At 38.3% G+C, this 14,533-nt stretch carries 14 protein-coding genes; 3 read left to right on the forward strand and 11 right to left on the reverse strand.

Going from position 1 to position 14,533, the window contains the following annotated elements:
- Positions 1–132 precede the first annotated feature (132 nt).
- Entirely contained in the window at positions 133–1,740 is a 1,608-nt protein-coding gene (serA, locus tag ACIP9G_RS13735; RefSeq protein WP_401020086.1) for a phosphoglycerate dehydrogenase, read from the forward strand.
- Between the two features lie 160 nt (positions 1,741–1,900).
- Here the strand turns inward: serA and ACIP9G_RS13740 are convergent, their stop codons facing one another.
- The 11 genes from ACIP9G_RS13740 to ACIP9G_RS13790 all read right to left on the reverse strand — a co-directional run bounded on the left by ACIP9G_RS13740 (position 1,901) and on the right by ACIP9G_RS13790 (position 13,318).
- A complete protein-coding gene (locus tag ACIP9G_RS13740; RefSeq protein WP_401020088.1) occupies positions 1,901–3,376 on the reverse strand; it encodes an aldehyde dehydrogenase in 1,476 nt (491 codons plus the stop codon).
- Between the two features lie 13 nt (positions 3,377–3,389).
- Positions 3,390–3,587, reverse strand: a complete 198-nt coding sequence (locus tag ACIP9G_RS13745) for a 2-hydroxymuconate tautomerase (protein ID WP_340822441.1) — start codon at positions 3,585–3,587, stop codon at positions 3,390–3,392.
- Between the two features lie 16 nt (positions 3,588–3,603).
- A complete protein-coding gene (locus tag ACIP9G_RS13750) occupies positions 3,604–4,395 on the reverse strand; it encodes a 2-keto-4-pentenoate hydratase (protein ID WP_401020090.1) in 792 nt (263 codons plus the stop codon).
- Positions 4,396–4,415: 20 nt separating this feature from the next.
- Positions 4,416–5,429: a 4-hydroxy-2-oxovalerate aldolase gene (dmpG, locus tag ACIP9G_RS13755; protein ID WP_401020182.1), complete on the reverse strand. Its 1,014-nt coding sequence runs from the start codon at positions 5,427–5,429 to the stop codon at positions 4,416–4,418.
- Between the two features lie 14 nt (positions 5,430–5,443).
- Positions 5,444–6,328 (reverse strand): acetaldehyde dehydrogenase (acetylating), encoded by an 885-nt coding sequence (locus ACIP9G_RS13760; protein ID WP_401020092.1) that lies wholly within the window; start codon positions 6,326–6,328, stop codon positions 5,444–5,446.
- A 2-nt stretch (positions 6,329–6,330) separates the two neighbouring features.
- Positions 6,331–7,119 (reverse strand): 2-keto-4-pentenoate hydratase, encoded by a 789-nt coding sequence (locus tag ACIP9G_RS13765; protein ID WP_401020094.1) that lies wholly within the window; start codon positions 7,117–7,119, stop codon positions 6,331–6,333.
- A gap of 10 nt (positions 7,120–7,129) precedes the next feature.
- Entirely contained in the window at positions 7,130–7,609 is a 480-nt protein-coding gene (locus ACIP9G_RS13770; RefSeq protein WP_401020098.1) for a flavin reductase family protein, read from the reverse strand.
- Positions 7,610–7,712: 103 nt separating this feature from the next.
- Positions 7,713–8,678 carry a catechol 2,3-dioxygenase gene (locus ACIP9G_RS13775; RefSeq protein ID WP_401020101.1) on the reverse strand — a complete coding sequence of 322 codons (966 nt, stop codon included), beginning with the start codon at positions 8,676–8,678 and terminating at the stop codon, positions 7,713–7,715.
- A 22-nt stretch (positions 8,679–8,700) separates the two neighbouring features.
- Complete coding sequence (locus ACIP9G_RS13780; RefSeq protein WP_401020102.1) at positions 8,701–10,239, reverse strand: 4-hydroxyphenylacetate 3-hydroxylase N-terminal domain-containing protein; 1,539 nt, start codon at positions 10,237–10,239, stop codon at positions 8,701–8,703.
- A gap of 169 nt (positions 10,240–10,408) precedes the next feature.
- Positions 10,409–12,193 carry a XylR N-terminal domain-containing protein gene (locus tag ACIP9G_RS13785; RefSeq protein WP_340822428.1) on the reverse strand — a complete coding sequence of 595 codons (1,785 nt, stop codon included), beginning with the start codon at positions 12,191–12,193 and terminating at the stop codon, positions 10,409–10,411.
- 336 nt (positions 12,194–12,529) lie between these two features.
- Entirely contained in the window at positions 12,530–13,318 is a 789-nt protein-coding gene (locus tag ACIP9G_RS13790; RefSeq protein ID WP_340822427.1) for an HAD family hydrolase, read from the reverse strand.
- A 300-nt stretch (positions 13,319–13,618) separates the two neighbouring features.
- Between ACIP9G_RS13790 and ACIP9G_RS13795 the strand changes: the two genes are divergently transcribed.
- Together ACIP9G_RS13795 and ACIP9G_RS13800 are read left to right on the forward strand one after the other, a co-directional pair.
- A complete protein-coding gene (locus ACIP9G_RS13795; protein WP_401020106.1) occupies positions 13,619–14,110 on the forward strand; it encodes a helix-turn-helix domain-containing protein in 492 nt (163 codons plus the stop codon).
- A 7-nt stretch (positions 14,111–14,117) separates the two neighbouring features.
- The gene (locus ACIP9G_RS13800; RefSeq protein WP_401020109.1) at positions 14,118–14,513 is read left to right on the forward strand and encodes a PIN domain-containing protein; all 396 of its coding nucleotides are present in this window, start codon (positions 14,118–14,120) and stop codon (positions 14,511–14,513) included.
- The last annotated feature ends 20 nt before the right edge of the window (positions 14,514–14,533 follow it).

A 14,533-nucleotide genomic window follows, 5' to 3' on the forward strand; every position in this document is an offset into this window, starting at 1 on the left:
TAAGGCGCGGAAGGCTTTTATATTTTTCGATAAAGAAGATTGTTTGCATGATGTAGAACCCGCAATTTAACAAAATGCGGACTGCACATATAGACATCACTAATAATTTTATTTAAAAGGAGCTAATTACAAATGACTACTGCAACAAAAACAATTAACGTATTTATCGCTGATCCACTAAGTGAAGATGGTATTTTCCCATTACGCCAAGAAAAAGATTTAGATTTAAACGTAATTATCGATACTGGACTAGCACCTGAGGAATTAATGGCAAAAATCGCTGATATTGATGTCTTACTCGTTCGTTCTCAAACAACAGTAACACGCGAAGTAATTGAAGCGGCAAAAAGCTTAAAATTAATCGGACGTGCTGGTGTAGGTGTAGACAATATTGACCTAGCTGCTGCAACAGAACACGGTATTATCGTTGTTAATGCACCAGATGGTAACACAAACTCTGCCGCTGAACATACAATCGCAATGATGACTTCTCTTGCTCGTCACATTCCACAAGCTTTCAATACATTGAAAAATGGGAAATGGGATCGTAAATCATATGTTGGGGTCGAGCTTAAAAATAAAACGCTTGGTGTTGTTGGCTTCGGTCGTATTGGCGTAGAAGTAGCTTACCGTGCAAAAGGTCAACGTATGAACATTATGGCGTACGATCCATTCTTAACTGATGAACGTGCTAATGAGCTAGGTGTTACAAAATCTACTGTCGAAGAAATTTGTGCTGCTGCAGATTTCATTACAGTACACACACCATTACTACCAGAAACACGTAACCTTATTAACAAAGAAAAGTTTGCAATGATGAAAGAGGGCGTACGTATAATTAACTGTGCTCGTGGTGGTATCATTAATGAGGATGACCTATATGATGCTATTGTTGAAGGAAAAGTAGCAGGCGCAGCTCTTGACGTTTTCGTTTCTGAGCCAGCGACTGACCACAAATTACTAACTTTACCACAAGTAATTGCAACACCGCACTTAGGTGCTTCTACAATTGAGGCACAAGAATCTGTAGCAGTTGACGTATCAAACGATATCATTAAATTCTACAAAACAGGTACGGTAACAAACCCAGTAAATATGCCATCAATTCCGAAAGAACTACTTGCACAAGTAGAACCTTTCTTTGAATTAGCTGAAAAACTTGGTTCATTCTTATCTCAAATAACAGCTGAGCCAGTTAAAGAAATTAACCTATCTTATGCTGGTGAAGTTGCAAACTATGACGTACGTCCTTTAACTTCTAATGCTTTAAAAGGTTTATTAGCTAAAAACCATGGTAATCACGTTAATGACGTCAATGCTCGTTATTTATCTGAACGTATTGGTATGAAAATTAACGAACATAAAACAACTACTGCAAAAGGCTTCACAAGCTTAATTACAGTTGAAGTAAAAACGGCTACTGAAACACATACTGTTGCTGGTACATTATTAAATGGCCTTGGTGCACGTATCGTAAAAGTCGAAAACTACGTAGTAGACGTTGTACCAGAAGGTCACCTTCTTTACATTAAAAACACAGATAAACCAGGTGCGATTGGACGCGTAGCAACAAAACTAGCTGAAAAAGATATCAACATCGCAACAATGCAAGTTGGGCGTGCTGAAGTTGGTGGAACAGCTGTAATGATGCTAACAGTCGATAATGTTGTTACGGAAGAAGATTTAACATACGTTTCACAACTTGAAAACATCGATGAAGTAAAAGCAATTGATCTTTAATCATTAAATTTACGTTAGCAGAGAGTTTCGTGCTCTCTGCTTTTTTGTGCATTTAAAAGCTGATGCTATTAGCTACTTTTTATTTTTTATTAAAAAAAGTACCTCAGAGAGACAATTCTGAGGTACACACTTTTAAATTGGACTAATGAATAGTTGTACATCATTTCAATGCAATACAAATATTTTTTGCTTCCGTGAAAAACTCTAAGCTATGGTGACCACCTTCACGCCCTACACCACTCTTTTTAAAACCCCCAAACGGTGCACGTAAATCACGTACAAACCAGCAGTTGACCCAAATTGTTCCTGCACGAACATCGTGCGAAATACGGTGTGCTCGTTGTAAATTTTCTGTCCAAATTACAGCATTCAATCCGTATTCTGTGCCGTTTGCAATGGCAAGTGCCTCTGCCTCTGTATCAAATGGAATAATCGTAACAATGGGACCGAAAATTTCCTCTTGGCAAATGCGTGCTTGCGGGTTTTCCTGTAAATAAATAGTCGGTTGTAAGTAATAGCCAGTACTCAAATGGGCTGGTAATTCAGGGCGCTCCCCTCCGTAAATAAGCGTAGAGTTTTCATATTCAGCGATGCTTAAATAGCTCGTTACCTTGTTATAATGTGCTTGACTTACGACTGGCCCCATATTCGTCTTGGCATCTTGAGGATCGCCAACAACTAATGCTGATGCCGCTGCTTTAAAACGTATAAGGAATTCATCTAAAATAGTACGCTGCACTAAAATGCGTGACCCAGCTAGACAAACTTGACCAGAATTCATAAATGCCGCCTGAATTGATACAGGAATGGCTTTGTCCAAATTCGCATCTTCAAAAATGATGTTCGCTGCCTTTCCGCCTAATTCAAACGATACCTTTTTCAATGAATCTGCGCCATTTTTCATTATGGCTTTACCTGTTGTTGTTTCCCCCGTGAAAGAAATTAAATCGACTTCAGGATGTGTAGTCATAAATTCTCCTGCTGACTGTACACCAAAGCCATGCACAACATTAACGACCCCATCCGGGATTCCAGCCTGTTGTGCAATCTCACCAAGCAACGATACAGTTAATGGTGTAATTTCTGCTGGTTTTATAACTGCTGTATTTCCTGAAGCTAAACATGGGCCAAGCTTCCATGTTGTGAGCATAAAAGGTAAATTCCACGGTGTAATTAATGCAGCAACCCCAACTGGCTCATAGCGCGTATAATTTAAATACGCATCGTCCATTGGGTATACTTCGCCACCTTGGTGCTCCATAAAATCCGCAAAAAATTTCAAGTTTTCCGCTGCCCGAGGTATTTCACGTTCTAATGCAACCTGGTAAGGCTTCCCTACATCTAAAGCCTCTAAGCGTGCTAACTCCTCTTTACGTTCAACAATGATTTCAGCCATCCGCCGTATTTTTGCACAGCGCTCCGATAATGGCATTGTTCGCCAAGGCCCTTCTTCAAAAGCTTGACGCGCAGCTTCACAAGCACGATCTACATCCTCAAAACTTGCTTCGTGTACCTGTGCAATAATTTCTTGAGTAGCAGGATTTTTCACCTCGAACAATGTTTGAGAAGAAGATTCTACATATTCCCCATTAATAAATAGTTTTACTTCTTTCAATTTCGTTTGTGTATTCGCCATGATAGACCACTCCTTACTCTTCATTTTGTCGACGTTGGATGGACTTTCCTGATATTCCCCAATGAGAACTTGGGATTTCATTTAAACATACACGAATCGTTTCAAGCGGTGCATCAAACACCGATGAAACCGTTTTACTGATTTCTTCAATTAATTGTTCCTTTTGTTCAGATGTACGGCCCTCAATGAATGTTACTTGAATAAATGGCATATCGTCTCCTCCTTATCTATAGCTCAACTTGAACAGATAATGGTTCCATACCGTCAAAACTTACGCTAAAGCTATCGCCTGAACGCATTGTCGCAGAGCCTGTTAGTGCACCACTAAGTACAACATCTCCCGCTCGAATGTGCTGGCCCCGAGCAATTAATTTATTTGCCATCCACGCTATTGCTCTTGCTGGATGCCCCATAACAGATCCTGCCGTACTCGTTGCAATAATTTCATCATTTTGTGAAAAAATACACCCCATATTGACTAGATCAACTTCACTTAACGTATATTTTTGCGAACCCACTATGTAGCGAGAGGAAGATGAGTTATCAGCAATTACATCCGGTAATGTAAAATTGAAGTTCAAATAGCGACTATCAATTATTTCCATGGCAGGAGCAATATACTCAGTCGCGGTCAGTACTTGTGCAACAGTAACTACCGGACCAATTAAATCCTGCTTAAACACAAAGGCAACTTCAGGTTCAATTTTCGGATGAATGAGTGATTTTAACGATATCGGTTGTTGTACATTTAACGCCATATTCGCTAATAGCACACCGTATGAAGGCTCATGAACACCCATCATTTGCTGTTTAGCTTTACTTGTTAAGCCAAGCTTGAATCCTGAAATGGTTGTCTGCTCATGTTTACACTTTAGTTCAATTAGTTTGGCTTGAATTTCATAGGCAGTTTCTACAGTCAATTCTGGATATTGCTCAACAAACTTCGTAACCTCATAGACATCCCGCTCTGCTAGATATAATTCATACGCAATTTGCTCTAGCGTATCGGTTTTCATCATTGCGAGTTCCTCCATTCTACTTATACTGTCTGCTTAGCATTTGCTATATTACGAGCTATTTCTGCTATTAAATCCTCTTGACCACCAACGGCTTTCATTTTGCCAAGTTCCACTAAAATTTCACGCTCATCTACGTTATATTTTTTCGCAGCCTCCTGAGTAAATAATAAAAAGCTTGAATACACACCAGCATAGCCCATCATTAAGCTAGACCCTGTTATTTCCTGTGACCGTGGCATAAATGGTGCTACTACTTCATTCGCAACATCTATTGTTCTATATAAATCAATGCCAGTTTCATAACCTAGACGATTAAAAACTGCAACCATTACTTCAGTTTGAGTATTGCCACTTCCTGCTCCCAAACAGCGTAAACTACCATCCACATACGTAGCACCTGCTTCAACTGCAGCCATCGTATTTGCCATAGCTAGTGATAAGTTATTATGCGCATGAAAGCCAATTTCACAAGAAACATGAGATTTTAGCGCAGCTACCCGCTCCTTCACTTCATTGGGTAGCATAGCACCTGCTGAGTCCGTTACATATATAATTTCAGCCCCATAGCTCTCAAATAATTTCGCCTGCTCTACTATTACTGATGTTGGAGCCATATGTGCCATCATTAAAAAGCCGACTGTTTTCAATCCTAACTCTCTACTTAAATAAATATGTTGACCAGCAACATTTGCCTCGGTTACATGAGTTGCAACGCGCGCCATTTTAGCGCCAGCCTTCACTGCATTTTTTAAATCTTCCTTTAGCCCAATGCCAGGTAATATTAATACTGAAATCGCAGCATCGCCACATTCTTCCTTTGCTGCTTCAATTAGCTTCAGTTCATCCACTTTTGAAAAGCCATATTGCAAAGAAGAGCCACCTAATCCATCGCCATGGGAAACCTCAAAGTACTTCACTTTTGCTTCTCCTAAACCTCTAGCTACGTCTCTTACTTGCTGTTCTGTAAATGCATGTCGCATAGAATGACTGCCATCCCGCAATGTAACATCTAACACTGTTAGTTGTTTTGTCATCATGCTCACCTCCATTAGTTCGACTTAACTGTTTCATGTTGCTGCTTAGCCATTTGATTACCAACTTGTACAGCTGCCGCCGTCATAATATCAAGATTTCCTGAATACGGTGGGAAGAAATCCCCCGCCCCCTCAACTTCTATAAAAATTGAAATTTGATTACCGTCAAAAATTGGCGCACTTGTCATGCGATATCCAGGTACATATTGCTGTACAGCGCACACAATATCTTCAATCGCTTTTGTAATCTCTTCTTCCTTGCCCACTTCATTTACTAATACATGTACAGTGTCGCGCATCATAATTGGTGGCTCCGCAGGATTTAAAATAATAATAGCTTTGCCTTTTTTTGCTCCGCCTACTTCTTCTATTGCCCTTGCTGTTGTCCGTGTAAATTCATCAATATTAGCCCGTGTGCCTGGTCCTGCACTTTTACTTGCAACTGTTGCAACAATTTCTGCATAAGCGACATCCGCCACTTTGTTAATGGCATAGACAATCGGAATCGTTGCTTGCCCCCCGCAAGTCACCATATTGACATTGTCAACGTCCATATATTTTTCTAAGTTTGCACAAGGCACAACAAATGGCCCGATAGCTGCTGGCGTCAAATCGACTATCTTTTTGCCAAGAGCAAGTACCTGCTCACTATGCAACGTATGCGCATTGGCAGTTGTCGCGTCAAACACAATATCAAAAAGCTCAGGACATGCAACTAAGCCCGAAATCCCATTTGTAATTGTATGATAACCACGATCCTTCGCCCGTCGAATGCCTTCCGATGTAGAATCTATTCCAACCATGACACTCATCGTTAAATACGCACTACGCTCAATTTTGTACATTAAATCTGTACCAATATTACCTGAGCCTAAAATTGCGACTTTCAATTTGACCATCTTTACTTTTCCTCCTTCCTTCTAAACGTAGCAGACACAGCCCCAAGGTGAGCGAACTCAGCTCTAAACGTATCTCCATCCTCTATCGTTACTGCCGATGTTAATGCGCCTGCCAAAACGATTTCACCAGCCTGCAGCCCAATATGATACTTGCTAAGCTTGTTGGCAAGCCAAGCTACTGCACGTAGTGGATTTCCCATTACAGCAGCCGCTGCCGCACTATCAAAAAGCTCACCATTACGGTAAACATTCATGCCTATATGAGGTAAATCCACCTGCGTCAATTCCGTTGGTGTTCCTCCAATAATGACCATAGCGGAGGAACCGTTATCTGCTACCGTATCTTCAAAGTTAATTTTCCAATCGATAATACGACTATCAATGACCTCTAGGGCTGGTACTATATAATCTGTCGCCTCGATGACATCATTCACAGTAATAGCTGGTCCATACAAATCTTTCTTCAGAACAAATGCAATTTCAAATTCCAATTTTGGCTGTATGAAATGATTGAGTAATATTGTTGCACCATCCACCTCTACCATATCCGATAAAATATGACCGTAGTCTGGCTCTGTTACTTGAAATTGTTGCTGCATCGCCTTACTTGTTAAACCAATTTTTTTACCAATTATTCGCTTTCCCTGTTGTTGCTTTGAAGCAATTTGAAGTAATTGGATTGTATAAGCGTCATCTACAGTTATGTCCGGCACAGTGGATGTTAATGGCGCAATAGGTTGCTTTGTTTCCTCAGCTACTATTAATTTCTTTGCATAAAGTTGTGTATCCATCCCCAACCTCCTATACCTGCATTGTTGTTTCCGCTGCGAGTGTGCCATATCTTCCATTAAAGAATAGTAATGGCTCTCCTTCTTCTAATTGAATGTTCTTTACACTGCCAATAAATAACGTATGGTCACCTTCAACGTATGTGCTTGCTACTTCACAGCTTATTTGTGCGATCGCATCATCAATTGTCGGTGCGCCTTGTAAATCGCTGAAATTCACATTGCGTTTTTCTTTGATTTGGCCCGCAAATAACATAGACAATTCTTGTTGTTGTGCCGATAAAATATTGACAGTAAAAGTCCCACTTTGCTTGATATGCTCAAGCATTGAAGCCTTTTCGCCTATAGAAATTACAACTAATTTTGGATCAAGTGAAACAGACATGAACGCATTCGCAGTCATGCCATGAATAGTACCATTTACATTTGTTGTAATTACCGTTACACCTGTTGCAAATTTCCCCATTGCATTTCTAAACAGACGATCCTCCATTACATAACCTCCTCATCATATAGTGCTGTCTCAAATTCTAGGAAAAAGCATTTAAGACAGCAGTTTAGACACGCTTACTTTATTAATAGACGTTACTAGTAATCTATTTCACAGGAACTTTTACTGCACGATCAGGAGTACCATATAAAAAATACTCATTAGGCAGAGGTGAGCCGTACCAAATAATCGCTTCGTCTAACTCATTCTCACGCCAAGTTATTGGCTTCCAGTCAGGATCAAAAATGAGATAACCTGAATCTCCGAATAATTCAACTCGGTTTCCGCCTGGCTCCATTACATACATGAAATAAGCTTGACTCACCCCATGTTTACCTGGTCCTGCTTCTATTTGAATCCCGTTTTCTACAAAAATATCTGCTGTATCCATTAGGTGCTGAGGATAACCATACCAAAATGCGATATGATGGAAGCGGCCACTATTGCCTGTTTGGTCGTTCATTAAGGCTACTTCATGTACTAACGGGCTAACGCTCATCCAGGCGCCAATTTCTTCATTATTATTCAATATAATTTGTTCTCGTAACTTAAAGCCTAAATGCTCAGACATAAACTCACGATTTTTTGCTACATCTCTACACATTAAGTTGATATGGTCTAAACGTCGTGCAGGAACACCCATTAACGGACGTTTTTGTGGACGGCTTTTTAATAATGTTTTTTGATCTTCTGCTGGCTTGAAATAATCCACTTCCCATAATATTTCTTGATTATGTCCATCTGGTGTAACAAATTGATAAGCACGACCATGACCTAAATCTCCATCAATCCAGCCTTTCCCGTAGCCACTTTTTTCTAAAGATGCGACGCGGCGTTCTAACGCCTCAGGTGAACTTGCCCGCCATGCGGAATGTCCAAGACCCGCTTCTTTGCCTTCTGTAAGCTTTAATGTGTGATGATAAAAATCCTCGTATCCTCTTAAATATACTGATTGCCCTTCACGCGCTGTAATTTGTAAACCCATATAATCCGTAAAAAATTTTAAAGATTCCTCTGGTTTCGGTGTAAAAAGTTCCACGTGCGCTAATTGTGCTACATCAAAATTTGACATTAATCATTCCCCCTTAATGTTTTTATTTATTTGCAAAATAATTTACATCATCTGGATTTACCCAAGTTGGATCTGTCCAGCCTGTTAAATCGTAATCTGCCATGCACTGCTCTGCAAAAGCTATAAACTCATCTGTTTTACCGCTTCCTTGTGCACCAAACAACGTTTGTAAGCGAATGTCTTCATGATTTCCAGCATAATTACGTTCATATAACTCGCTACGGCCACCAAATTCTGTTCCAATTGCATCCCACAATAACTTGATTGTTTTAATTTTTTCAAGTGCCTCAATACCGTTTGAACCACGATAAAGCTTATCTAATGTAGGGCGGAATTCTTCGTTTAAAAAATCTCTTGCACTAGAAGGCTGAACAATCAAATTCCCTGCTACAATTTGTTGAATAATTCCTTTAATCTTCGGCCAGCCTTCCTGTAAAAATACGCGATACGCTAATCCGCCATTTAAATTTGGAATGACGATGCCATTCTCTTTTTTCTCTGGGTTTAGCGCCATCGCATCACTTAATGACCAGAACATATGACGCCAAGCCATAATTTCACCTATATGCACCTGGACACCACGGAACTGATCAGTACCTGCTGTTTTTAATGCCTTTAGTAATACACCTATAATAAAATCTAATTTCACGGCTAAGCGTGTGACACCTTGGAACGTAAAACGATTAATGAAACCGCTTTCTACAAAAAACGAAGTCGTCTTTTGCATATCTTCATAAATTAAAATATTTTCCCATGGTATAAGAGCTTGTTCGAAAACAAGTACTGCATCATTTTCATCGAAGCGACTACTTAGTGGATAATCGAATGGACTTCCCATAATCGCCGATGTCATTTCATACGACGCACGGCTAATTAACTTCACTCCAGGAGCGTCCATAGGCGCAATAAAGACAACAGCAAACTTTTTATCTTTAATAGGTAAACCATACGTTCCTACAAAATTGTAGTTCGTAATAGCTGAACCTGTAGCTACCATTTTTGAGCCGCTAACGATTAGGCCCTTATCCGTTTCACGTTCTACTTGAATAAAAACATCCCCTACTTCGTGGACGTCTTTATGACGATCTACCGGAGGATTCACAATGGCATGATTGAAAAACCAATTGCGTTCTTGCGATTCTTTGTACCAACGCTTTGCATTTTCTTGAAAAGGTGAATAGTATTCGGGATTCCCACCAAGTGTGGCAAGGAATGAGGCTTTATAGTCTGGTGTACGTCCCATCTGTCCGTACGTAAGACGTGCCCAAGCAACGATAGCATCTCGCCCTTGAATTAAATCATCCGCGCTCCGTGCTGCACGGAAGTACTTATGTGTATATCCCCCGCTACCCGTATCCGTTTCACAAGTTAAAATATCTTTGTATTGCGGGTCATGCATAGCATCATATAAACGTGATATTGATCTTGCTGAATTTCGAAAAGCTGGATGTGTCGTGACATCCTTAACACGTTCACCATGTAACCAAATTTCTCGACTATCTTTTAAACTTTCTAAATATTCCTGCCCTGTCAATGGCTTCGTGCTTTGCTGAACAACCATTCCCTTCCCTCCTACAAATATTTTTTCTTGTTTGACATGTCTATTTCAATTTAATACTTTTTGAATTTTTAGATAATTAATAAAAAGTATAGTATTCTCTATTTTTTCTTTAAAATTTGAAAGGGATTTGCGCACAAAATAGAAAAAACCAGCGAAATCGCTGGCTTTTCTAGTTTTTATGTTCTAGCGTTTTAATTGCATAATAAATTTTTAAAGCTAAATGACATCGAAAACGTCCATCTCCTGTACGCATATCTTCTTGTAATAATGACTCAATCTTTTCCATACGATACCGAAAACCAGGAATCGATAAATTCAAAGCTTTTGCAGTTTGATTTACGTTGCCACTATGGTCTAAAAAAACTTCTAACGTATGGACAAGTGTTGCATTATTTTGTTCATCATATGTTAATAACTGACCAAGTACCTCTTTATAAAACTGTAATAGCTCCTTTGGATTTGTTGTTTTTAAAAATAACATGATGTGCTGAAAATTTTCATAAATTGCAGATTGTGTTTGTTGGGGTGCTGCACAATGTAGAAAATGGCATATTAATTTTGCATCGTTATAGCTACTTCCGATTTCTTCTAATTTCTCAGCATTTTTTCCTACTCCAATTTGGAATGTTGCTTGTTTGAATCGCTCCTTTAGCCTTTTCGATAAGACGGTAAGGAAGTTCGACATATACTTAACATCTTTCTCACAATCTTCGAGAATAAGCAGTACTTCTTGATTTTTAATAAAGCACTCTACATTTAAATATTCCGTCACTAAAAAGCTGTGCACTATTTCTAGGTCTTCTTTTTCTGTTGTTATGACAATGACACGATTATTCTTACTCGGATCAAAATAAAATATATTTCGCGCTTTTTTAATAAGCTCCTCCGTTGAAGATTGGTGGCTCATAACTTCATCTAAAAAGTCAGATTTTTTCTTCCACTGAGATTGGGCAATTTGTATTTGTGTATATAAATAAATAGAAAAAACCGTCACGGCACGTTCAATAATCATTTCCTGTTCACGCGTTAATTCATTGTGACTTAATATCACTAATATTCCCAATTGTTTTTTCATCGTCATAATATCATATTCATGTCGAAATTCTTTTTTCTTACGACTAGCCTCTATATAAAGCTGCTCATCGCTGTCATGTATAAAATAGTAACCAATTGGCTTCATTAAGTATCTACGTTCAACTGTTACACTGCATTGTAACGCATCACTTAAAAGATGTAGCAACTGATTTAATGTATATCCTTCCAGCATCGCATGAGTCATCTTCTTATGGATAGTGTCTGAATGTACAATAGAATTATTGAGCCTTTTTAACTCATTAAAGGTCGCATCCAATTCATCTGCTAAAGATGTATCTTGAAAATATCGTAGTATCTCCAACTGTTCTGCTGTAGCATGCTCCTTTGTGCGAACAACAAATTTACAATAATCATCGCATTTCCCACGACACTTTTCTTCAAAAACGACAATCTCTTTAGGATAGGTTTTTGCAAGAAAGCCTGCTACATAGCCGATTAATGTCCAACATACACTTTCATCGCTAAAACCAAAATGGCGGACATGTTCCTCTGCTTCATAAGAATGGAACCACTTGCCTTCCATTTCAAATTTATCATCACTTATTTCCAAAACATCAATCTGTACGCTTACAACACCCTCTAACGTATGAATTGCTGCACCGGCTCTAATTAACTCTTTTAATTCTTTCCAATTGTACATTTTTTCAATAGATCCACCAGCACTGTAGCCGCATGCCCAACCATACCGTAATAAAAAACCTTTCGCACGCTCCATATTCAATGTTTGAATAATATCGCGCCTAAAAAAACCAAGCGCTTCTGCGGATTTTAAAATCATTCGGTTGCCATTAAACTTAATAATGCCTGAACGTGGATTAATATCTATAGCATTTTCAAACACTAAACGATTTGCTTTCATTAATATGCACCCCCATAAACATGCTAATTTCCCCCAACATGTTACTAACTGTGTTCCTATCTTCCTTACTGCTACAAGCATTTTTTCTTAATGAAATAAAGTAAGCGCTTTCTCTAAATAAAGCAAATAAGAGTACATAGAAATTATAGTAATGGCAAATAATCATAAGAATTTTAAAGTGTTTAATTTACTATCAATCATAGTATATTTTTAGTTTTCAGACAATTTAAATTACTAGACGCGAAAATATATAAATGTTCATGAAAAAAAGTACTGATAAATTAAAAATCAGTACTTCATCTTTAAACCACTATTAATTTTATATAAAAATATATCTTAAAGCTCTTTCACAAGTTTTAAAAAAGCTGTTAATGAATCTACCTCATAAGTTGGTGTGACAACTCCTGTTGGTACATTGTTTTCACGGTTAATCCAAACATTACGCATACCAACTCTAGATGAACCTAAAATATCAGTGTTTAAGTTATCGCCAACCATAATTGCCTCGTCGGCAGTAATGCCCGCCTTTTCCATCACATGCTCAAAGATAGAAGCATCTGGCTTCCCTTTTCCAAAATCACCAGAAATGATAATATGGTCAAAATACGGAGCAATTTCCGGAGTAATTTCTAATTTTAAATTTTGTAAGCTTGGTGCACCATTCGTTAATAATATAAGTTGATATTTACCTTTCAGCTCATCTAAAACAGTAAACGTATCTTCATATAAAAGTGGTGACACTTTGCGTTCTGCTACAAAGCGTTCTCCTAGTTCGGCTCCAAACTTTGCATCGTCAATTCCAAGTGCCGCTAAGCCCTTTGTCCATGCTTCTGAGCGGTATCCAGGTACAATTTCTTTCATCTTTTGGAAAGAATCAGTTGGATCATCGAATGTTCCCCAAAGTCCTTCGAATGGGTTAATACCGATTAACACCGTATAGTCATATGTTTCGTAGCTCTCATAAAGTGCACGTGCTTCTTTGCGCACAGCTTCCTCTAATTCAGCTGAATCTACCGTATGTATTGTTGCAGCATATTCACATGTTTTTTCAAATGCTGTTTTAACAGATTTTTTATCCCATAACAACGTATCATCCAAATCAAAAATAATTGTACTTATTGACATCGTGTCAGCTCCTAGCTTCTTTTCTACTTGAACAAAAAGCATTCATATCGCTTATTTTAGCATATTTTCAAAATAGTTAGCATAGTTTTTGTGCATAGTTCCTGCTTCTAAAAGTATCGTTGATTACTAGGAAGTGATTTAAATGTCCTGATTTTTTAATGTTTGCAGTTAGTGAATTGGGTGAACATTGTTAAATATAGTGCCATTACACGCTAGCAAGAAGTGGTTTCCTTTGTTTCCTTTTCAAAATAAATTATGATATATTCAAGAAGAATACAAGTAAACGGAGGTGCGTATACTATGATTACCATACAAGATATGGAACAAACGATAACAGTCGATGTAGATGATTATCAAATTCACGAACAAGGCGAAACAAGCTACATCAAAGAAGTAACTGATATTATTGAAGAAAAAATAATAGAATATGTTCGTCGCGGGAAGAAAATTAAAATTGAAATCAAAGTTCAGCCAAAAGAGGACGTGGAGATAATGAAAGTAATTCCTATTCCTAAAAAAATTGGTGTTAGCGATGCTGCTAAGATTCTCGGTGTCAGTCCACAAATGATTAGACGCCACTGTGCCAACGGTAAACTTAGCGCACAACAAACTTTTGAAGGTAGCGGGAAATGGACAATTATTGTCGATGAAAAAATTACCACAGCTCCATATTGGAATGAATTTATCACTGCTCTAAGAGGCCGACAATCACAATCTTTAGAACTTATAAAATCAATAAAAGAAGCGACAGAAGAGAGAATATCGGAACTCGAAGGCGAATCGGAGGCGTAATTTTCAGATGTTAATTTATTTGTTAGACACTAATGTTATTCGTTATATTACGAAAACTTCTGATAGTGATAAACAAAAAAGCAAAGAGTGGTTTCGAAAAACAAAACGCTTTTTGGATAAAGTAGAAGAAGATATTATTGACGGAAACGCTGATTTTCGCATAACTGATGTTACAAAATCAGAACTTGCGATTCAGCGTTTTTCAATTGGTGAGAAAAAATCATTGGAAGTTCAGAGTGAAATAAATAAACACGGTTCTCCGCTAGATACTGAGTATTTAAATACGGCTATAATTAACGCAGCTAAAGAAATGATTGCCTATCTGGTAAGTACATACAATTCAAAGAAAGATGCATATAAGCCGCAGGAGTCTTCATGGTGCCAGTCACTGAAACAATTCTGAATTGTTTCAGTGACTGGCAC

Source organism: Lysinibacillus sp. NPDC093197 (genome assembly GCF_044754025.1).
Classification (GTDB): domain Bacteria; phylum Bacillota; class Bacilli; order Bacillales_A; family Planococcaceae; genus Lysinibacillus.